Below are 20,314 nucleotides of genomic sequence, written 5' to 3'. Positions count from 1 at the left end.
TGGTTAACGTCATGATAGGTCTAGTGATGATGGCAAAGAGGTCACACCCGTTCCCATACCGAACACGGAAGTTAAGCTCTTTAGCGCCGATGGTAGTTGGGGGTTTCCCCCTGTTAGAGTAGGACGTTGCTAGGCAAAGAAGGTGGGACGAACTTTATGTTCGTTCCATCTTTTTTTGTATTTAAAAAACTGCTTTTCTTTACCTTTTTATAATTAAATAGCTAGAAAAGTAAACTTTGGAATCATTTAAAAGTTGAAAACAGCGCATTCGGGATATAAATAAAGAGTTTTTATGAAAGAAATAAAGTCTAACTTAACTTGCCTTAACATTTATAAGTCCTCAAATGAATTTATAAGTCTTCAAAAAAATTTATAAGTCTTCATCAGAGTTTATAAGTCCTCAAAAATATTTATAAGTCTTCACCATATTCCCACCCCTAACCCTGAGCTTAAAACCATCAAAAGGAAACTTGGCATCTGCCATGCTTTCATTCAGTCTATATAGTAAACTCGGCATTACGCCGAGCCCTGTATTCAAATCCCAAACCCAAAAAGGATACTTTGGCATCCGCCAAACTTCCTACTAAACTCCTCTAAAAACGTCAACTGCATTTGCATCAATTCTCCAGTTTCCAACTTGTCCAAAAAGTGTTATCCTTAACGAAGTATTTTTCACCTTGGGAGGCTTGCCATCATGTTAGATAATGCGTTCGTCATGGTTGGGATCATTTTATTGATCAATATTGTATATGTATCGTTTTTTACGATCAGGATGATCCTGACGTTGAAAGGACAAAGGTACTTGGCTGCCTTTATTAGTGTGTTCGAGGTTATTATCTATGTGGTCGGCCTCGGGCTTGTACTTGATAACTTGAATGAGATTCAAAACTTAATTGCGTATGCGGTTGGTTATGGAATTGGTGTTTTAGTAGGAATGAAGATTGAAGAAAAGCTTGCACTTGGATATACTACTGTTAACGTAATTACGACAAATCTCGAAGGCGGCTTGCCGAACGAGCTTCGCAACAAAGGCTATGGGGTTACAAACTGGCTGGCAGAAGGTCGTGAAGGACAGCGTTTGATGATGGAGATCTTAACATCACGTAAATCAGAAATGAACCTATATAATACGGTAAAGGATTTAGATCCGAAGGCGTTTATTATTTCACATGAACCAAAAGCGTTTCATGGTGGATTTTGGGTTAAGGGTATCAGGAGGTAACAGATGGAGAAGAAACCTTCTAAAAAGAAGTTTGCTGTTGAAGCAGGAGAAACGATTTCTGATTGTCTGGATCGTATGGCTGTAGAAGGCTATACGCCAGTGAGAAGAATGGAAGAGCCCGTTTTCCATGAAGTGAAACGCAACGGCAGAATGGAACCAGAAGTAAAGGAACAACGAATTGTATTTGAAGGGAAACTCCTTCAATAATGACCAAAACACGAACATTAAATGTGATATACAACTTAATGTTCGATTTTTGTTGACAAAACAAAACAATCATTGCTACAATAAAATCAGAAGAATAAAGCCCTCATATAATTTCGGGAATATGGCCCGTAAGTCTCTACCTGATGACCGTTATTTCATCAGACTATGAGGGAAAGCATCTTTCTGTCTATTTTTATCGGATACGTATGTCCAGTTGGCTGCTTTCTCTCATATTAGGGAGAAGCATACTAACTGGACTTTTTTATTTTTTCTGACAATAAGGAGGCTGCCATGGCTAAAGTTGGCGTAATCATGGGAAGTGTTTCAGATTGGGAAACAATGAAAGAAGCGTGTGACCTATTAGATGAACTAGAAGTAGCTTACGAGAAGAAGGTGGTTTCGGCACACCGTACACCGGATCTCATGTTTCAATACGCAGAAGAAGCAGAGCATAGAGGGATTGAAGTAATCATTGCTGGAGCAGGCGGAGCAGCTCACTTGCCAGGTATGGTCGCAGCAAAAACGATCCTGCCTGTAATCGGTGTTCCGGTTCAATCCAAAGCGCTAAACGGTATGGACTCACTATTATCCATCGTTCAGATGCCAAAGGGTGTTCCTGTCGCGACAGTTGCGATCGGGAAAGCGGGTGCAGCGAATGCGGGACTTCTAGCCGCACAGATGGTGGCTGTACATGATGAAGGAGTCAAACAACGTTTAAAACAACGCCGTGCTACTGCACAACAACAGGCGATCGAAAGTAGTGAGCTTCTTGTTTAAAACGATAAAACCACAACAAACACTAGGTATACTTGGCGGAGGTCAGCTCGGCCGCATGATGGCGTTGAGCGCTCGTGAGATGGGATTGAACGTTGTTGTTTTAGAACCAGGTGAGAACTCACCATGCGCGCAAGTTGCGGATCAACAGATCACAACAGCTTATGATGACCGAGAAGGCATCAAGAAGCTTGCAGAACAAAGCGATGTCGTCACATACGAGTTTGAAAACATAGATGCAGAGAGTGCGAACTGGTTAGAAGAGAACGGAAACTTACCGCAGGGAAGCCGTCTTCTCTCCGTCACTCAGCACCGTTTGAAAGAGAAAGAAACGCTTCAAAAAGCAGGTGTCCCTGTTGCACCATATCGTCCAGTGACCGATTTTCGTTCACTACAACGTGCGGTGGAAGAACTTGGTTATCCTTCTGTACTCAAAACGTGCAGAGGCGGTTATGACGGAAAAGGGCAGTTTGTGATCAAGCAAGAAAGTGATCTTGAGATCGCAGCAACACTTTTAGAAAAAGAGACAGATTGTGTGCTGGAAGCTTGGGTTCCTTTTGAAAAAGAAATATCCGTGATCATCACGAGAAGTGTGAGCGGTGAGGTTAAATCGTTTCCGATCGCAGAGAATATACACAAAGAGAATATCCTGCATCAAACGATCGCGCCAGCACGCATCACGAACAAAACAGCGGATCAAGCAAAGCTCCTAGCGGGGTCAATCGCAACGGAATTAGAGCTTGTTGGTACGCTTGCCGTAGAGATGTTCGTCGCAAAGGACGGTACGATTTATGTGAACGAACTAGCGCCACGCCCGCATAACTCCGGACATTACACGATCGAGGCGTGTGAGACTTCACAGTTCGATCAGCATGTCCGTGCCGTATGCAACTGGCCGCTTGGCAATACAGAATTAATAAAACCAGCCGTGATGATCAACATATTAGGTGAACATCATGAGACTGTGTTACGCGAGATAGGAAATTTAGGAGAAGCGAAACTTCATCTGTACGGAAAGAAAGAAGCGAAAGCGAAACGAAAGATGGGGCATATCACGGTTTTAGGTGATACGATTGAACAGGCACTAGAAAAAGCAGAAAGAGTGTCCGCACTATTTTTAAGTGATAACAAAACGGAGGTAACACAATGATTGAACGCTATACACGCCCTGAAATGGGAGCGATCTGGACGGACGAAAACAAATATCAAGCGTGGCTTGAAGTAGAGATCTTAGCTTGTGAAGCTTGGGCAGAACTAGGAGATATTCCGAAAGAGGACGTGAAGAAGCTTCGCGAAAATGCGTCATTTGATATCAACCGCATCCTAGAGATCGAAGAAGAAACACGCCACGATGTTGTTGCGTTTACACGAGCAGTATCTGAAACACTTGGTGAAGAGCGTAAATGGGTACATTATGGACTAACTTCAACGGATGTTGTTGATACAGCTCTTTCCTACCTACTTAAACAAGCAAACGATATCTTAGCAAAAGATCTAGATCGTTTCGTTGAGATTCTTGCTGAAAAAGCAAAAGAACATAAATATACCGTGATGATGGGTCGTACGCATGGTGTACATGCTGAGCCGACAACGTTCGGATTGAAGCTTGCTCTTTGGTACGAAGAGATGAAGCGTAACGTGGAGCGCTTCAAGCAAGCGTCTGATACGGTTCGTTTCGGAAAAATTTCTGGAGCCGTTGGAACGTATGCGAACATCGATCCGTTCGTTGAAAAATATGTGTGTGAAAAGCTTGGACTAGAAGCTTCACCGATCTCAACGCAAACATTGCAGCGTGACCGTCATGCTCATTACATGTCAACGTTGGCACTCATCGCAACGAGCATCGAGAAGTTCGCAACTGAAGTTCGCGGTCTTCAAAAGAGTGAAACGCGTGAAGTAGAAGAGTTCTTTGCAAAAGGTCAAAAAGGGTCATCAGCAATGCCGCATAAACGTAATCCGATCGGATCTGAAAACATGACAGGTCTTGCTCGTGTAATCCGCGGTTACATGATGACAGCGTATGAGAACGTATCCCTATGGCATGAGCGTGATATCTCTCATTCATCAGCTGAACGTGTGATTCTACCAGATGCAACGATCGCACTGAACTACATGCTGAACCGTTTTGGCAACATCATCAAGAACTTAACCGTGTTCCCAGAGAACATGAAACGCAACATGGAGCGCACATACGGATTAATCTACTCACAACGCGTACTTCTAAAATTGATCGACAAAGGAATGGCACGTGAAGAAGCATATGACACTGTCCAGCCAAAAGCGATGCAAGCATGGGAAGAAGGCGTACAGTTCAGAACATTAGTAGAAGCTGAACAAAAAATTACTGAAAAATTAACACCTGAAGAAATCTCTGAATGCTTTGACTACAGTTATCATCTGTCACACGTAGACACAATCTTCGACAGATTAGGGCTTTAAAGGGTTTTATTAAAAGGATCTTTTAAGATTGTTGTTTTAGGAACGCTTCATTGACAAGTTGATTGGAGTGCAAGGTGCGAGACTCCTGCGGGATCAGTGGGGCAGGTGAGACTCCTAAGGACGCGAAGCGTCGAGGAGGCTCACCGCACACCCCGCGGAAAGCGAGCACCTGGAACGGAAATCAACCTCTCTCAACGACAACAATGTCATACTAAAAAGCTTTTAAGAAGTACTTCAACTAAAAAGAGAGTGATCTATTGAACTCTCTTTCTCTTTGCCTTTTTTAAAAGATTGAATATTGGGAATCTTCACTTAACGGAGGGGTCGCGATGGAGAAGTTAGAGCAGCTATACGAAGGAAAAGCAAAACGCATCTACCGCACAACAGACGAAGAAGTCGTCTGGGTCAGCTACAAAGATTCAGCAACAGCGTTCAACGGCGAGAAAAAAGCCGAGATCGCAGGAAAAGGAAGACTGAACAACGAGATCTCTTCTATCCTTTTTGAACTGCTTAAAGAGAAGGGAATTCACTCCCACTTCGTAAAACGAGTATCCGAAACTGAACAGCTCGTGAAGAAGGTGACCATCATCCCCTTAGAGGTGGTTGTCCGCAACATCGCGGCTGGTTCTTTATCAAAGCGTACCGGAATTCCTGAAGGTCAGATCCTTCCACGCACGATCGTCGAATTTTATTACAAAAACGATGACCTTGGTGATCCGCTTATTACGGAAGAACATATCGACATCATGAACTTGGCAACGCGAGAACAGCTCAGTCAGATTTCAGAACAAGCGATTCAGATCAACGAAGTGCTCACTTCTTATTTTGTTCAAAAGAATGTAAAGCTCGTCGACTTTAAGCTAGAGTTCGGAACAGATGCTAACGGAAACCTTATGCTCGCTGATGAAATTTCTCCTGATACATGCCGTTTATGGGATGCAGAAACGAACGAGAAACTCGATAAAGATGTATTTCGCCGGGGATTAGGAAGTTTAACAGATGCTTATGAAAAAATACTACAACGTCTAGGAGGCCTATCATGTACAAAGTAAAGGTGTATGTAACATTAAGAGAGAGTGTATTAGATCCACAAGGTAAGGCAGTAATGAGCTCGCTTCACAAAATGGGACAGTCAGAGGTTGAAGATGTACGTATTGGTAAGTATCTGGAGTTAACGCTTCAAAAAGGCGATTACGATCTAGATGAGAAAATCGTGAACATGTGCTCGAAACTTTTATCGAACCCGGTGATCGAAGACTACCGCTACGAGGTGGAGGAGGTTGTCGCACAGTGAAGTTTGCTGTAATCGTTTTTCCAGGATCAAACTGTGACACAGACATGTATCATGCTGTAAAAGATGAGCTCGGCGCTGAAGTTGAGTACGTCTGGCACGATGCAACGAACTTAAATCAATTTGACGGTATTTTATTACCTGGTGGTTTCTCTTATGGAGATTACCTCCGCTCTGGCGCTATCGCACAATTCTCGAACGTGATGACTGAAGTTGTAAAAACAGCAAACGAAGGAAAACCGGTTCTTGGCGTTTGTAACGGATTTCAGATTTTACTAGAAACAGGACTTCTGCCAGGAGCGATGCGTCGCAATGAATCATTGAAATTCATCTGCCAGCCAGAAGAGCTAGTCGTTGAGAATACATCGACGATCTTCACGACTCAGTACGAAAAAGGAGAAGTGATCTCAGTTCCAGTAGCGCATGGTGAAGGCAACTATTATTGCGATCAAAACACGCTGCAACAGCTTAAGGCAAACAACCAGATCGTATTCACATATAAAAACAATCCGAACGGATCAGTTGAAAACATTGCCGGTATCACGAACGAAGAAGGCAACGTGCTTGGTATGATGCCGCATCCGGAACGCGCGGTCGATGAGCTGTTAGGCAGCAAAGATGGTCTTAAATTATTTCAATCTATTGTGAAGAGCTGGAGGGAACGTTATGTCGCTGCAACATGAACCAACAAGTTCACAAATTAAAGAGCAAAAATTATACCGTGAGATGGGTTTAAGTGATTCAGAGTTTGAACTCGTAGAAAAGATTATCGGCAGATCTCCTAACTGGACAGAAACAGGACTGTTCTCTGTTATGTGGAGTGAGCACTGTTCTTATAAAAATTCAAAGCCTGTTCTAAGCAAGTTCCCTACAAAAGGTGAGCGCGTACTTCAAGGTCCTGGTGAAGGTGCTGGAATCGTGGATATTGGTGACGGTCAAGCGGTTGTTTTCAAGATTGAATCTCATAACCACCCTTCAGCGATCGAGCCTTATCAAGGAGCTGCAACAGGTGTCGGTGGAATCATCCGTGACGTTTTCTCGATGGGAGCGCGTCCGATCGCGATGCTGAACTCGCTTCGTTTTGGTGAATTAGAATCACCGCGTGTAAAGTATTTGTTCGAGCAAGTGGTAGCGGGGATCGCAGGCTATGGCAACTGCATCGGAATTCCGACGGTTGGTGGAGAAGTTCAATTCGATCCATCGTACGAAGGAAATCCGCTCGTTAACGCGATGTGTGTCGGTCTAATCGATCATAAAGACATTAAAAAGGGTCAAGCGAAAGGTGCTGGAAACTCTGTCATGTACGTTGGGGCGAAAACAGGCCGTGACGGCATTCACGGTGCAACGTTTGCATCAGAAGAGCTTTCTGAAGCGTCAGAAGAAAAGCGTCCAGCGGTTCAAGTTGGAGATCCTTTTATGGAAAAACTCGTTATGGAAGCGTGCCTCGAGCTTATTCATAACTGTGATGCGCTTGTTGGAATTCAAGATATGGGTGCGGCAGGTCTTACAAGTTCGTCCGCTGAGATGGCAAGTAAAGCGGGCATGGGCATCGAGATGAACCTTGATCTTATTCCACAGCGTGAAACAGGTATGACGGCATACGAGATGATGCTTTCAGAATCTCAAGAGCGCATGTTGTTAGTTGTTGAACTAGGTCGTGAGCATGAAGTAGAAAAGATTTTTGCCAAATGGGATCTAGATTGCGTAACGGTTGGAACGGTTATCGAAGAACAAGTACTTCGTCTGACTCACCAAGGTGAGATCGTAGCAGATGTACCGGTAGATGCTCTTGCAGAAGATGCACCGGTTTATCATAAGCCATCAAAAGAACCTGCATATTACGGTGAGTTCCAAGCGCAAGCAGACTACTTCCCAGAGATTACTAGCTTCAAATCTACGTTGCTCTCTCTTTTGAAGCAACCAACGATCGCGAGTAAAGAATGGGTTTACAACCAGTACGACTACATGGTGCGTACGAATACCGTTGTAGCACCTGGTTCGGATGCGGCAGTTGTAAGAATAAGAGGAACGAAAAAAGCGTTAGCGATGACAACAGACTGTAATTCTCGCTATCTCTATCTCGATCCAGAAGTAGGCGGCATGATCGCTGTTGCTGAAGCAGCTCGTAATCTTGTATGTTCAGGAGCGCAGCCTCTTGCGGTGACAGATTGCTTAAACTACGGAAATCCTGAAAAGCCAGAGATCTTCTGGCAGTTAGAGAAATCAGCTGACGGTATGAGTGCGGCATGTAACAAACTCGCAACGCCAGTCATCGGTGGTAACGTATCTCTTTATAACGAAACAAACGGTGTAGCGGTTTACCCGACGCCCGTCATCGGTATGGTTGGGCTTATTGAAGACACGAAGCACATCGTGACTCAGAGCTTTAAAGAAGCGGGCGACATCATCTATGTAATCGGTGAGAGCAAAGCTGAATTTGGAGGAAGTGAGCTTCAGAAGATGAAAGAAGGACGCATTTTTGGTAAAGCGCCTCACATCGATCTAGAAGTGGAAGAAACAAGACAGCGTGAGCTTTTAGCAGCGATTCAAAAAGGGTTAATCCAATCTGCGCATGATGTTGCAGAAGGCGGACTGTCTGTTGCACTTGCTGAGTCTGTGATGGACGGAAAAGTAGGAGCGAGCGTGACGCTAACAGATGAGCCGATCGGAAGTCTTTTCGGAGAATCTCAATCCCGTTTCTTAGTTACAGTAAAACCTGAACATCAAGATGAGTTCCAACAGCTTGTAAAAGACGCAAAAATCATAGGTTTTGTTCGTTCTGAGAGCGGTCTAGCGATCGATAATGAGCAGGGTGAAGAGTTGTTATCCTGCACGCTCCAGGAGATGCAAGACGCCTGGAAAGGAGCTATTCCATGCTTGCTGACATCAAAGGCTTAAACGAAGAATGTGGTGTGTTCGGGATCTGGGGTCACCCGGATGCTGCGCAATTAACGTATTACGGGCTCCACAGTCTGCAGCACCGCGGACAAGAAGGAGCAGGAATCGTTGTAACAGACGGAGAGCGTTTACGCATTCATAAAGGAAGCGGTCTCGTAAACGATGTGTTCAGCAAAGGTGAACTAGAAGGATTGATCGGACATGGTGCAATCGGCCATGTTCGGTATTCCACTGCAGGAGGCAATGAGCTTGCGAACGTTCAGCCCTTATTGTTTCGTTCACAAACAAGCTCGCTTGCTCTTGCTCATAACGGGAATTTGGTGAATGCCAACGCGCTAAAGCATCAGCTAGAATCGCAAGGAAGTATCTTTCAAACAACTTCAGATACAGAGGTGCTTGCTCATCTGATCAAGCGCAGCGGTTATTTTACACTGAAAGAAAAAGTACAAAACGCTTTAACGATGCTAAAAGGTGCGTATGCGTTCTTAGTGATGACAGAGAACGAGATGATGGTAGCGCTCGATCCGAACGGATTACGCCCATTGTCACTCGGTATGCTAGGTGATGCGTATGTGGTCGCATCTGAAACGTGTGCGTTCGACGTAGTTGGTGCCACATACGTGCGTGACGTGCAGCCGGGAGAACTTTTGATTATTAATGAAGATGGATTAACGGTCGATACGTTCTCGACTTCTGTTCAACGCTCGATGTGTTCGATGGAATATATTTATTTTTCACGACCAGACAGCAACATTGAAGGAATCAACGTTCATGCGGCTCGTAAAAGCCTTGGGAAAAAGATGTATGAAGAAGCTCCGATTGAAGCGGATGTTGTAACAGGTGTGCCTGATTCAAGTATCTCAGCTGCGATCGGTTATGCAGAAGCATCAGGTATTCCGTATGAGATCGGTTTGATTAAAAATCGCTATGTCGGACGCACGTTCATCCAGCCTTCTCAAGAGCTTCGTGAACTTGGGGTGAAGATGAAGCTTTCGCCGGTTCGAGGAATCGTAGAAGGCAAGCGTGTTGTGATGGTGGACGATTCAATCGTACGCGGAACGACGAGCCGCCGAATCGTGAAGATGCTGCGTGCTGCGGGCGCTACAGAAGTTCACGTACGCATTACAGCTCCACCGATCGCGCATCCATGCTATTACGGCATCGATACGTCAGAACGTGCGGAACTGATTGCATCTAAGCACTCTGTTGATGAGATCCGTGAGATTATTGGTGCGGATTCCTTATCGTTTATTTCCGTAGAAGGATTGATGGAAGGTATCGGACGTTCGAATGCCGAGCCGAACTGCGGTCAATGTTTAGCTTGTTTTACAGGACGATATCCAACAGAAATTTATCCAGATACTGTTTTACCATATGAAAAAGAGCTTGTTTAAAGGGGGAGAAGACGATGGCAGAAGCATATAAGCAAGCAGGCGTAAACATCGAAGCAGGATATGAAGCGGTCGATCGTATCAAGAAACATGCACAGAGAACGAAACGTCCGGAAGTATTAGCAGGTCTTGGTGGATTTGGGGCGATGTTCGATCTATCAGGATTTTCACATAAAGAGCCTGTGCTGATTTCCGGAACAGACGGAGTAGGCACGAAACTGATGCTTGCGTTCATGGCGGATAAGCATGACACGATCGGTGTAGATGCAGTTGCGATGTGTGTGAACGATATCGTAGCGCAAGGCGCTGAGCCACTTTATTTCCTGGACTATATTGCTTGCGGCACGCTTCACCCTGAAAAGATCGAACAGATCGTTAGTGGGATCGCGGATGGCTGTGAACAAGCAGGCTGTGCGCTCATCGGCGGAGAAACAGCAGAGATGCCTGGCATGTATAACAGTGAGGAGTATGATCTAGCTGGGTTTACGGTTGGAATCGCAGAGAAATCGAAGCTGATCAACGGCGCTGCTATATCCGAGAACGATGTATTGATCGGTCTTGCTTCAAACGGTCTTCATTCCAACGGTTTTTCACTCGTTCGTAAAGTTTTATTAGAAAACGCAGGGCTTGATCTAAGCCAACACATTGAAAGCTTATCTAAACCATTAGGTGAAGAGCTGTTAACACCGACTCGCATCTATGTAAAACCGTTACTTGAAGTGTTCAATCAGTTTGATGTGAACGGTGTTGCTCATATTACAGGCGGCGGATTCATTGAAAACATCCCACGCATGCTGCCAGAAGGTCTGGCGGCAGAAGTAGATTATGGTTCATGGCCGGTACCTGCAATCTTTGATCTGATCGAAGAAAAAGGAAACCTGACACGGAAAGAGATGTTCACAACGTTTAACATGGGAATTGGAATGGTGCTCTCGGTTTCAGAAGAAAATATGCTTCCGATCATCCGCCTTTTAGAAGAAACAGGCGAGAAGCCTTACATCATCGGCCGCGTGAAGCAAGGTGAAGGCGTGATCTTTGGTGGAGGAAACATCGAATGAGAAAAATAGCTGTATTTGCTTCTGGAAGCGGAAGTAACTTTCAAGCCATCGTAGACGCGGTTGAATCAGGTGAGCTTCAAGCGGATATCGAGCTTTTAGTATGTGATAAACCGGGGGCGAAAGTGATCGATCGTGCGCGTCACTTCGGGATTCCAACGTATTCGTTCTTGCCAAAAACATTTGCATCAAAAGCTGATTTTGAAAAAGAAATCGTTTCTGAACTTCAATCCTATGGAGTAGAATTTATCGTTCTCGCAGGATACATGAGGCTGGTCGGTGAGGTATTATTAAAAGCATATGAAGGCTGTATCATCAATATCCACCCGTCTTATCTGCCAGCCTTTCCTGGTAAGGATGCGGTCGGACAAGCTCTGAAAGCGAACGTTGCTGAAACAGGTGTAACGGTTCATTATGTAGACAGTGGCATGGATACAGGACCGATCATCGAACAGGTAAGAATCCCTGTATTGCCTGGCGATACAGAGGATACCCTGCAGCAACGCATCCAAAAAGCAGAACACCAATTGTACCCAGCCATCATCAATAAACTATTACAAAAAGACACCGTAGGAGGCTTCTTACATTGACGATCAAACGTGCACTCATAAGCGTTTCAAATAAAGAAGGATTGCTTCATTTTACAGAAAAACTAACTCAACACGGCGTAGAGATCATCTCTACAGGCGGAACAAAAAAGGCGTTACAAGACGCAGGAATACCTGTAATCGGTATCTCTGAAGTGACTGGTTTTCCTGAGATCATGGACGGGCGTGTCAAAACGCTTCATCCAAAAATTCATGGCGGTTTACTCGCTGTTCGAGATAATGAGACACATCAAACAGCGATGCAAGAAAATGAAATTTCGCCGATCGATCTTGTTGTCGTAAACCTTTATCCGTTCAAAGAGACGATCGCCAAAGAAGGAACCACATTCGCTGACGCGATCGAGAACATCGACATCGGCGGACCGAGCATGCTTCGTTCAGCAGCAAAAAATCACGCCTACGTAACTGTCGTTGTAGATCCGGCAGACTATGAGACAGTAGCGGGTGAGCTTGATGGTGCAGGAGCGGTAAGTGAAGAGACACGCCGCAGACTTGCTGCGAAGACGTTCCGTCATACAGCGGCTTATGATGCGTTGATCGCTGAGTATTTAACAGCAGCTGTAGAAGAGGAGCACCCAGAATCCTACACGGTAACATATGAAAAGAAACAGGACCTTCGTTATGGTGAGAACCCTCATCAAAAAGCCGCGTTTTATTCGACGCCACTGAAGAACACGCTCTCTTTAACAGACGCTGAACAGCTTCACGGAAAAGAGCTTTCGTACAACAACATCAACGACGCAGATGCAGCACTTTCAATCGTAAAAGAGTTCGTTGATCCAGCGGTGGTTGCGGTTAAGCACATGAATCCATGTGGCGTTGGAACAGGTTCAACGATCCTTGAAGCGTACACCCGTGCGTTTGAAGCTGACCCTGTATCGATCTTCGGCGGCATCATCGCTGCTAACACAGAAATTGATGAAGAAACGGCTCAAAAGTTGAGTGAGATTTTCCTTGAGATCATCATCGCTCCATCTTTTACACAGAAAGCCTTAGAGATCCTAACGAAAAAGAAAAACATCCGTTTATTAAAATTAGATTTCTCAGCAGGTAAAGGGATCGCGAAAAAAATCACGACCGTTTCAGGCGGAATGTTAGTTCAAGAGGAAGACGTTTTCGGGTTAGATGATGCGAACGTGACGATTCCTACAAAACGCCAGCCGACTGAGCAAGAGTGGAAAGATTTGAAGCTTGCTTGGAAAGTGGTAAAACACGTGAAATCAAATGCGATCGTCTTAGCGAAAGACGAAATGACAGTAGGTGTTGGTGCGGGTCAGATGAACCGCGTTGGCGCAGCGAAAATCGCGATTGAGCAAGCAGGTGAACGTGCACAAGGTTCTGCTCTTGGATCAGATGCGTTCTTCCCAATGGATGACACCGTAGAAGCTGCGGCACGCGCTGGTGTTACAGCGATCATCCAACCAGGTGGATCGATAAAAGATGAAGATTCGATCAAAAAAGCAGACGAGCACGGGATCACGATGGTGTTCACAGGCGTAAGACACTTTAAGCATTAATTCTTTTCTGAAGATTGTTTAGCTGTTTTCCTGAAAGTAGTTGATTTCCGCTCCAGGTTGCACGCTTTCCATGGGGCGAACGGTGAGCCTCCTGTCTAGTTGCAGTGACTAGCCCCTCGAGGTCAAAAGTTAAACGGTCAAGAAGGCAAAGTGCACCTTCCAAGCCCATTTCCCTTTTGCTTGTCGGGGCTGAACAGTCACTTCCACTTTTCGGACTGACCGCTTCAAGGTTGTCGCTCTGCTCCTGCGTCTACAAGTTCATGCTGACGAAGTGAACCTCCTCGTCGCATGCCTTGCAAGAAGCTCCTCATGTGGCAGGCAACCTTACGCTACAATCAACATGCTGTAGGAAGAAAAAAAGAAAACTTCTTAAAGCGACAACCTTAAAGTCTTTTCTTCAAAGATGAGTTGATAGGAGTGCAAGGTGCGAGACTCCTGCGGGACAGGTGGGCAGGTGAGACACTTATACGTGAAACGTACGAATGTGGCTCACCGCCTGCCCCGCGGAAAGCGAGTACCTGGAACGGAGATCAACAGCTTTCAAAAACTTCAAAGCTAAAAAAAGGAGGTAGCAACCATGAACGTTCTTGTAATCGGCAAAGGTGGACGTGAACATGCGCTCGTGTGGAAGTTTGCCAACAGCCCGAGTGTCACAAAAGTGTTTGCTGCACCAGGAAACCCAGGCATGGAACAACAAGCAACATGTGTTTCCATCAAAGAAACCAACATCGACGAGCTTGTCACTTTTGCAAAAGCAAACGAAGTCGGTTTAACATTCGTTGGCCCTGAAGTGCCTCTATTAGGAGGCATAGTAGACCGTTTCACAGAAGAAGGCCTTGTTATCTTTGGCCCGTCTAAAACGGCAGCAGAGATCGAAGGCTCAAAATCGTTCGCGAAGAATCTCATGAAAAAGTATGACATCCCAACAGCAGCTTCTGAAACGTTTACGAATCACGATGAAGCTCTAGCATATGTTCGGGAAAAAGGGGCGCCGATCGTGTTAAAAGCGGACGGGCTTGCGGCAGGTAAAGGTGTCATTGTGGCGATGACCTTAGAAGAAGCAGAAGAAGGCTTACACGAACTGATGGTGGACAAACGCTTTGGTTCTGCGAGTGAAACGGTGGTTGTTGAAGAATTCTTGGAAGGAGAAGAATTTTCGTTAATGTCTTTCGTGCATGACGAGATTGTCCTTCCGATGGAGATTGCTCAAGATCATAAACGTGCCTATGATGGAGATAAAGGTCCGAACACAGGTGGGATGGGAGCTTACTCACCCGTTCCTCAAATTTCTGACGCAGACATCCAAAAAGCGATAAAAGAGATCGTTCAGCCAACCGTTTCTGCGATGAAACAAGAAGGCACTCCTTTTACAGGGATTCTTTATGCGGGCTTAATCTTAACAAAGAATGGTCCGAAAGTGATCGAGTTTAACGCGCGATTCGGTGACCCGGAAACACAAGTGATTCTGCCGCGCTTGCAAAACGATCTAGCTGATCTGCTTCTATCCCTTTTAAACGGCAAAAAGCCGGAACTTCAATGGTCAGAAGAATCCGTACTTGGTGTGGTGCTTGCGTCAGATGGTTATCCTGTTTCTTCCTCAGAAGCTCAAGTGATTCAGGGGCTAGAAAACATTTCAGGTGGTTCTAACGTATTTCACGCGGGAACGAAAAGAGAAGGTGAATCTCTTTTAACAGATGGTGGCCGGGTATTATTGGTAGCCTCTAAAGGACGTTCATTAAGTGAAGCTCAGGAAAACGTGTATAAAGAAATGAAGAAAATCACGTGCGAAGGGTCATTCTATCGCAAAGATATCGGTTTTCGAGCTATTTCGCACGTCTCTTCTTAATAAACACAAACGAGATGGCGATGATTCCGCCGATAAGCAAGATATAAAGAAAAGCCGTATCCATTAAGTATTCGTAACTCATATGGCTTACCTCCTATATTGAAATTGAGGGCTGACGGACATGGTTGATGACCTTGTTCGTCAGCCTTCATTTATTGGATTGGGATGAGATGTGGCTGAGTCTGTATTCGGAGCTGCAGTTGGCATGGATTTCGGTGGCTGTATAATAGATAACGGCTTCCAACGACGTAAGAGCTGCATCCCAATAAAGATAACAAAACCTGCTATCACGTACGTGACATAAGGAACAGTGCTTTGTCCGCCATCCGCCACTTCAAACAAACGTCCTCCGATTGAATTTCCGATCGCTTCCCCAATCCCTGTAAAGACGCTTGCTAATCCAAAGAACATGCCAAGAAACCTAGCAGCTGCAAGCTGTGAGATCGACGTATCCAACGTGGGCATGATCAACATCTCACCTGTGATAAAGATGATTCCGGTAAAAACAAAGAAAAATAAAGTGTTCGCGAAATACAAACTTCCGAGTGCAGATCCGATACAGATCGCACCAATGCCAACAGAAGTCAGTGGATGAATGTTTCGGATAATATTTTTTGTGATGAGCGTTTGAGCTATTATGACCGTGATGCTGTTGATGGTCCAGATGATGCTAATGTCTTTTCCGTTGGACAGAACACTTTCAGCTCGAAGCGGGAGTACGAGTGCAAACTGTACGTAAAGTGCCCAAACAAAGATGGTGGCGATCACAAAAACAAGGAAGGGAATGTTTTTTAACGCCTGTCGATATTCACTCCACTTAACTTCTCGGCAGTTTTCGTCTCCACAGCCTGCAGGTAAGAAGAACCAGCTGATCACGCTTGCTCCTAAATAAATAACAGCAGCGGTGATAAAGATAAGTTTCGAACTTCCGGTAAATAAAGCGAAGACGGTCAATCCAGCGATCGCCATCCCAATGTTGGCAAAGATTCCGCGCAAAGAAAAAGCAGTAGATCTCATGTCAGCTTTAACGAGCGATGAAATAAATGCTTTTGTGGACGGTGCATTAAGCCCAAGACCGAGCCCGCTGATCGCAGCAGTTAACAATATGAGTGAATAGGTTGAAAAATAAGCGAAACCTATTAGCCCGCCTGCCCGTATTAAAGCACCAAGTGCGATGATAAAACGTCTGCCTGTACGGTCAGCGAATACGCCTCCGACCACACTTCCTACTTGCATGAAGATCGAGATAACAGCGAGAGTAAAACCAATCTGTGCCGCTGTTAGTCCGGTTTCCACTTTTAAGAGGATAGGAAGGACAGGCAAGACAAGATACGAGCCAAGATGGGTAATAAAGACAACGACCAATAGACTGAACAATGGTCTGTTGCCTTTTAATAAAGAATGAGTGGGCATAGTGCTGCCTCCTTCTTATTATGAAGGGTTGAACGGCGAACCTTCTTCCGCGATGTTACCAAGATCCATGTCGTTCATTTCTTTGCTTTTGTGAAGAAGGTCAGTCACTGGGCAGTAGCGAACGATTCCTTCTGCTACTTTCATCGCACCCATTAAGATCATAAGGATGTATGACTCTTTGTAAGGCTTTCTTGTCAGCTTTGCTGTATAAACAGAAAGCAGTGTTAGACCTGCAATAATACGAATCATGCTATTAACTAAACCAATATTTTGTCTCATTGTGATACTCCTTTCAATTTTCACCAATTTGCTTGATGAATATGGTATTCTTGAAAAAACGAAATTTTCAGAGAGAAGACAGGTGATCCAACATGAACCAACACATTGCTTTTTGGACAAAAGCGCAAATGCGCAAACAAGTGACCGTCATTCAAGGTGAATTGGCACCGTCGCTTGTCTTAACAAACGCTACTTATTTGAACACAGCTCTTAAAAAATGGGTAAAAGCAAACATCTGGATCCTTCAAGACCGCATCGTTTATGTAGGCGAAAAGATGCCTGAACATACAACAGGAACGGAAATCACAGATCTAAAAGGTAAGTTTGTTGTGCCGGGATATATTGAACCTCATTGTCATCCATTTCAACTTTATAATCCCCAGTCGCTCTCGCGATATGCATTGCAGCGTGGAACGTCCGTATTTTTAGCCGATAACTTTATGCTGCTTTTTGAAATGAATATTTCGAAAGCGCTTTCTTTTATGGAAGACGTGAACGATCTGCCTTCTAATTTCTTTTGGTGGTGCCGTTATGACGCACAGACAGAACTTCTAGAAGAAGAAAATTATTTTTCAGAAAAAAGTGTGAGGCAGCTGCTCGAGAGCCCGTATGTTCTTCAAGGTGGCGAGTTAACGAGCTGGCCGCGCGTGCTACATGGTGATGATACGCTGTTGCATTGGATGCTGAAGACGAAGAAAGCGGGTAAAAAGATTGAGGGACATCTGCCAGGAGCTTCTGAAAAGACCCTAACTGCGATGACGTTGCTCGGAGTGGATTGCGATCATGAAGCGATGACAGGGACAGAAGTAATGGACCGATTGAATGCCGGTCTGCAAGTGTCGCTTCGTTATTCTTCGATTCGTCCAGATCTTCCGAAATTATTGCGTCAGATGAAAGAAGAAGGCATCACGAATTATGAACGAATTTTTTTGACGACAGACGGTTCCACACCTGCTTTTTATGAAGAAGGGGTTACCGATAAGATGCTGCAGATCGCGCTTGAAGCAGAGCTTGATCCAGTGGATGCGTATATGATGGTCTCTTATAACGTGGCTCGATATTACGGTCTGGATCACCTCTTTGGTATGGTTGCGGCAGGGCGAGTCGCCCATCTAAATATTTTAGATGACGTAACAAATCCTCTGCCTGAATCTGTGTTGGCAAAAGGAAAATGGATGAAACGTGACGGTAAGGATGTTAGTGACGATCGTGACTTTCAATTTGATTGGGAAGGTCATGGCATCAAAAAAAGAGAGATCAAATGGGACCTCCAAGACGAAGATTTTCAGTTTTCTGGTCTCGTTGGAATAGAAATGTACAATAGTGTGATCACACGGCCATATAATGTATCGATCAATCCTTTTTCTGAAGAGATTAACGGAGAATCAGACGAGTGTTTCTTAATGCTGATCGATAAAGAAGGAAAGTGGAGAATCAATACGGTCGTAAAGGGTTTTGCGAAAAATCTGTATGGCTTTGCGAGCTCGTATTCCAATACGGGAGATCTTTTGATCATCGGAAAAAGCAAAAAAGATATGGCTGTAGCGTTCGAACGCTTGAAAGAAGTCGGCGGAGGAATCGTTCTTGCGGAGAGAGGCGAGATCGTCGCTGAGATAAAACTTCCTTTAGCGGGAGGAATGTCGAATCTTAGTATAGAAGAACTAGTGGTAGAAGAGAAAAGATTAACGAACGCACTAAGAGAACGAGGCTACCAATATGAAGATCCGATCTATTCGCTTTTGTTTTTCTCTTCCACACACTTGCCATACATCCGCATTACGCAAAGAGGCATTTACGATGTTAAAAAGAAAGGGTTACTCTTTCCTTCGATTATGCGTTAATATAGAAAAGGATTGGGCAAAATAATACGATACAAAGGTAGTGAGCCCAATGAAAAAGTGGTACGTCATCTTGATTTCGATCATGATGGTATTAACGCTGTCTGCATGTAAGGACGCAAGAGATAAAGTTTTAGAAGACGGTAAAGTAGATAAAGCGGAAGCGACGGATTCAAAAAAAGAGGAGTTTTCTTCTGTTTATCCCCTCACTGGCTTGGGAACGAATGAAGAGGTAGATCATCGCGCGGTTTCAGTCATGGTGAACAACCACCCGAAAGCACGACCGCAATCTGGACTTCATAAAGCTGATATTGTTTACGAAGTATTAGCTGAGGGAGAACTTACACGCTTTTTGGCGATTTTCCAAAGTGAGATGCCTGAAGTAGTAGGACCGGTTCGCAGTGCGAGAGATTATTACATCGAACTCTCACGGGGCTACGATGCTTTATTCGTGGCACATGGATTCAGTCCTGAAGCGAAAGAGATTCTCGATAGTGGGACGATCGATCACTTGAACGGAATGGATTATGATGGAATTCTTTTCAATCGGGCTGATTTTAGAAAAGCGCCGCACAACTCTTATATCACCTATGAAAATATTCAAAAAGGGATGGAGAAGATCGGCGCCGAGCAATCAGACGATCTGGATATGCTTTCATTTTTAACTAGTGAGAGTGCTAAAAATATAGAAGGTGCACCTGCAAAAGAGGTTAAGATCTCTTATCCAGGCGGAGAAACAGTAGGATTCACGTACTCTACTAAGAAGAAGACGTACGCGAGAAGTAGCAACAATGAACCAACGATAGATCGTGAGACCGAAACACCCATTACGGTTAACAATGTATTCATTGTTGAAGCAGCGCACCGTGTAATCGATGATGCCGGCAGACGAGAGATCAACTTAACGTCAGGCGGAGATGCGATTCTGATTCAGAATGGTGTCGCACAAAACATTTCGTGGAAAAACGAAAACGGAAGAATCGTTCCGGACGGTGGAGCGTTTGTTCCAGGAAAGACATGGATTAACATTGTACCGAGTGGAATGACAGATTCGGTTAAGATGCAATAAAAAGGAGTGCATGTTTCATGCAAATTGATAAATTACGAGGAAAAGCATTAGATCAGCTTTTTGAATCGGTTTTATCGCTAAAGGATATGGAAGAATGCTATCGATTCTTTGATGACCTTTGTACGATGAACGAAATTCAATCTTTGGCGCAGCGACTGGAAGTAGCCCGCATGCTTCGTGAAGGAAAAACCTATCACAAGATCGAGAGTGAAACAGGAGCGAGCACGGCAACGATCTCACGTGTAAAACGTTGTTTGAACTTTGGAAACGACGCATATGCGATGGTACTCGACCGCGTTCATGAAGAGGAAGAAGCAAAATAATGAGAAGAAAACCTGCCTGTAGACTAACCTAGGTAGATGGGACACAATAAAACACCTTCGAAATGATACACTTATTAAAAGTGAAAAATCGGAGGTGTTTTTGCATGGGCAAAAACGTTTATTCAAAAGAAACAAAGTGGGCTG

General features: G+C 44.6%; 20 protein-coding genes, 1 rRNA gene and 1 riboswitch. Of the genes, 18 read left to right on the top strand and 3 right to left on the bottom strand.

Features of this window, described 5'->3' with window-relative positions:
• Positions 1 to 19: 19 nt before the first annotated feature.
• The 15 genes from rrf to purD all read left to right on the top strand — a co-directional run bounded on the left by rrf (position 20) and on the right by purD (position 15,248).
• A 5S ribosomal RNA gene (rrf, locus tag ACFS5O_RS19770) occupies positions 20 to 135 on the top strand.
• Between the two features lie 559 nt (positions 136 to 694).
• Positions 695 to 1,222 carry a DUF2179 domain-containing protein gene (locus ACFS5O_RS19765; RefSeq protein ID WP_066390813.1) on the top strand — a complete coding sequence of 176 codons (528 nt, stop codon included), beginning with the start codon at positions 695 to 697 and terminating at the stop codon, positions 1,220 to 1,222.
• A gap of 3 nt (positions 1,223 to 1,225) precedes the next feature.
• The gene (locus tag ACFS5O_RS19760; RefSeq protein WP_205724101.1) at positions 1,226 to 1,429 is read left to right on the top strand and encodes an NETI motif-containing protein; all 204 of its coding nucleotides are present in this window, start codon (positions 1,226 to 1,228) and stop codon (positions 1,427 to 1,429) included.
• 83 nt (positions 1,430 to 1,512) lie between these two features.
• A riboswitch (purine riboswitch) is annotated at positions 1,513 to 1,615 on the top strand.
• Positions 1,616 to 1,720: 105 nt separating this feature from the next.
• Positions 1,721 to 2,206: a 5-(carboxyamino)imidazole ribonucleotide mutase gene (purE, locus tag ACFS5O_RS19755; RefSeq protein WP_205724102.1), complete on the top strand. Its 486-nt coding sequence runs from the start codon at positions 1,721 to 1,723 to the stop codon at positions 2,204 to 2,206.
• Positions 2,199 to 3,353, top strand: a complete 1,155-nt coding sequence (gene purK / locus ACFS5O_RS19750) for a 5-(carboxyamino)imidazole ribonucleotide synthase (RefSeq protein ID WP_205724103.1) — start codon at positions 2,199 to 2,201, stop codon at positions 3,351 to 3,353. Before purE ends, purK begins: the two co-directional genes overlap by 8 nt.
• Positions 3,350 to 4,642, top strand: a complete 1,293-nt coding sequence (gene purB / locus ACFS5O_RS19745) for an adenylosuccinate lyase (RefSeq protein WP_066390818.1) — start codon at positions 3,350 to 3,352, stop codon at positions 4,640 to 4,642. Before purK ends, purB begins: the two co-directional genes overlap by 4 nt.
• A 329-nt stretch (positions 4,643 to 4,971) precedes the next feature.
• Complete coding sequence (gene purC, locus ACFS5O_RS19740; protein WP_197132203.1) at positions 4,972 to 5,694, top strand: phosphoribosylaminoimidazolesuccinocarboxamide synthase; 723 nt, start codon at positions 4,972 to 4,974, stop codon at positions 5,692 to 5,694.
• On the top strand, positions 5,682 to 5,936 hold the full coding sequence (gene purS, locus ACFS5O_RS19735; RefSeq protein ID WP_137791366.1) for a phosphoribosylformylglycinamidine synthase subunit PurS: 255 nt from the start codon (positions 5,682 to 5,684) through the stop codon (positions 5,934 to 5,936). Before purC ends, purS begins: the two co-directional genes overlap by 13 nt.
• The gene (gene purQ, locus ACFS5O_RS19730; RefSeq protein WP_205724104.1) at positions 5,933 to 6,616 is read left to right on the top strand and encodes a phosphoribosylformylglycinamidine synthase subunit PurQ; all 684 of its coding nucleotides are present in this window, start codon (positions 5,933 to 5,935) and stop codon (positions 6,614 to 6,616) included. Before purS ends, purQ begins: the two co-directional genes overlap by 4 nt.
• Complete coding sequence (gene purL / locus ACFS5O_RS19725) at positions 6,600 to 8,831, top strand: phosphoribosylformylglycinamidine synthase subunit PurL (RefSeq protein ID WP_205724105.1); 2,232 nt, start codon at positions 6,600 to 6,602, stop codon at positions 8,829 to 8,831. Before purQ ends, purL begins: the two co-directional genes overlap by 17 nt.
• Positions 8,807 to 10,225 (top strand): amidophosphoribosyltransferase, encoded by a 1,419-nt coding sequence (gene purF / locus ACFS5O_RS19720; protein WP_066399607.1) that lies wholly within the window; start codon positions 8,807 to 8,809, stop codon positions 10,223 to 10,225. Before purL ends, purF begins: the two co-directional genes overlap by 25 nt.
• Before the next feature lie 14 nt (positions 10,226 to 10,239).
• On the top strand, positions 10,240 to 11,280 hold the full coding sequence (purM, locus tag ACFS5O_RS19715; protein ID WP_205724106.1) for a phosphoribosylformylglycinamidine cyclo-ligase: 1,041 nt from the start codon (positions 10,240 to 10,242) through the stop codon (positions 11,278 to 11,280).
• Positions 11,277 to 11,867, top strand: a complete 591-nt coding sequence (gene purN / locus ACFS5O_RS19710) for a phosphoribosylglycinamide formyltransferase (protein WP_205724107.1) — start codon at positions 11,277 to 11,279, stop codon at positions 11,865 to 11,867. Before purM ends, purN begins: the two co-directional genes overlap by 4 nt.
• Positions 11,864 to 13,402, top strand: a complete 1,539-nt coding sequence (gene purH, locus ACFS5O_RS19705) for a bifunctional phosphoribosylaminoimidazolecarboxamide formyltransferase/IMP cyclohydrolase (RefSeq protein WP_205724108.1) — start codon at positions 11,864 to 11,866, stop codon at positions 13,400 to 13,402. The genes purN and purH overlap by 4 nt, the downstream gene beginning before the upstream one ends.
• Positions 13,403 to 13,979: 577 nt before the next feature.
• Positions 13,980 to 15,248: a phosphoribosylamine--glycine ligase gene (purD, locus tag ACFS5O_RS19700; RefSeq protein WP_205724109.1), complete on the top strand. Its 1,269-nt coding sequence runs from the start codon at positions 13,980 to 13,982 to the stop codon at positions 15,246 to 15,248.
• Here purD and ACFS5O_RS19695 read toward each other — a convergent pair.
• The 3 genes from ACFS5O_RS19695 to ACFS5O_RS19685 are packed head-to-tail and all read right to left on the bottom strand — an operon-like array spanning position 15,226 to position 16,940.
• The gene (locus tag ACFS5O_RS19695) at positions 15,226 to 15,330 is read right to left on the bottom strand and encodes an EYxxD motif small membrane protein (protein WP_328086095.1); all 105 of its coding nucleotides are present in this window, start codon (positions 15,328 to 15,330) and stop codon (positions 15,226 to 15,228) included. The genes purD and ACFS5O_RS19695 overlap by 23 nt on opposite strands.
• Positions 15,331 to 15,389: 59 nt before the next feature.
• Positions 15,390 to 16,661, bottom strand: coding sequence for an MFS transporter (locus ACFS5O_RS19690; protein WP_205724110.1), 1,272 nt, complete (start codon positions 16,659 to 16,661; stop codon positions 15,390 to 15,392).
• A gap of 18 nt (positions 16,662 to 16,679) precedes the next feature.
• A complete protein-coding gene (locus tag ACFS5O_RS19685; protein ID WP_082861228.1) occupies positions 16,680 to 16,940 on the bottom strand; it encodes a YgaP family membrane protein in 261 nt (86 codons plus the stop codon).
• Between the two features lie 92 nt (positions 16,941 to 17,032).
• Here ACFS5O_RS19685 and ACFS5O_RS19680 point away from each other — a divergent pair, with 92 nt between their 5' ends.
• The 3 genes from ACFS5O_RS19680 to ACFS5O_RS19670 are packed head-to-tail and all read left to right on the top strand — an operon-like array spanning position 17,033 to position 20,170.
• Positions 17,033 to 18,781 (top strand): adenine deaminase C-terminal domain-containing protein, encoded by a 1,749-nt coding sequence (locus tag ACFS5O_RS19680; protein WP_205724111.1) that lies wholly within the window; start codon positions 17,033 to 17,035, stop codon positions 18,779 to 18,781.
• Positions 18,782 to 18,830: 49 nt separating this feature from the next.
• A complete protein-coding gene (locus ACFS5O_RS19675; protein WP_205724112.1) occupies positions 18,831 to 19,847 on the top strand; it encodes a DUF3048 domain-containing protein in 1,017 nt (338 codons plus the stop codon).
• A gap of 17 nt (positions 19,848 to 19,864) precedes the next feature.
• Positions 19,865 to 20,170: a YerC/YecD family TrpR-related protein gene (locus ACFS5O_RS19670; RefSeq protein ID WP_066242834.1), complete on the top strand. Its 306-nt coding sequence runs from the start codon at positions 19,865 to 19,867 to the stop codon at positions 20,168 to 20,170.
• The last annotated feature ends 144 nt before the right edge of the window (positions 20,171 to 20,314 follow it).

This window comes from Fictibacillus nanhaiensis, from assembly GCF_042686385.1.
Lineage (GTDB): Bacteria > Bacillota > Bacilli > Bacillales > Fictibacillaceae > Fictibacillus > Fictibacillus nanhaiensis.
This window is presented reverse-complemented; position numbering and strand designations above follow the sequence as displayed.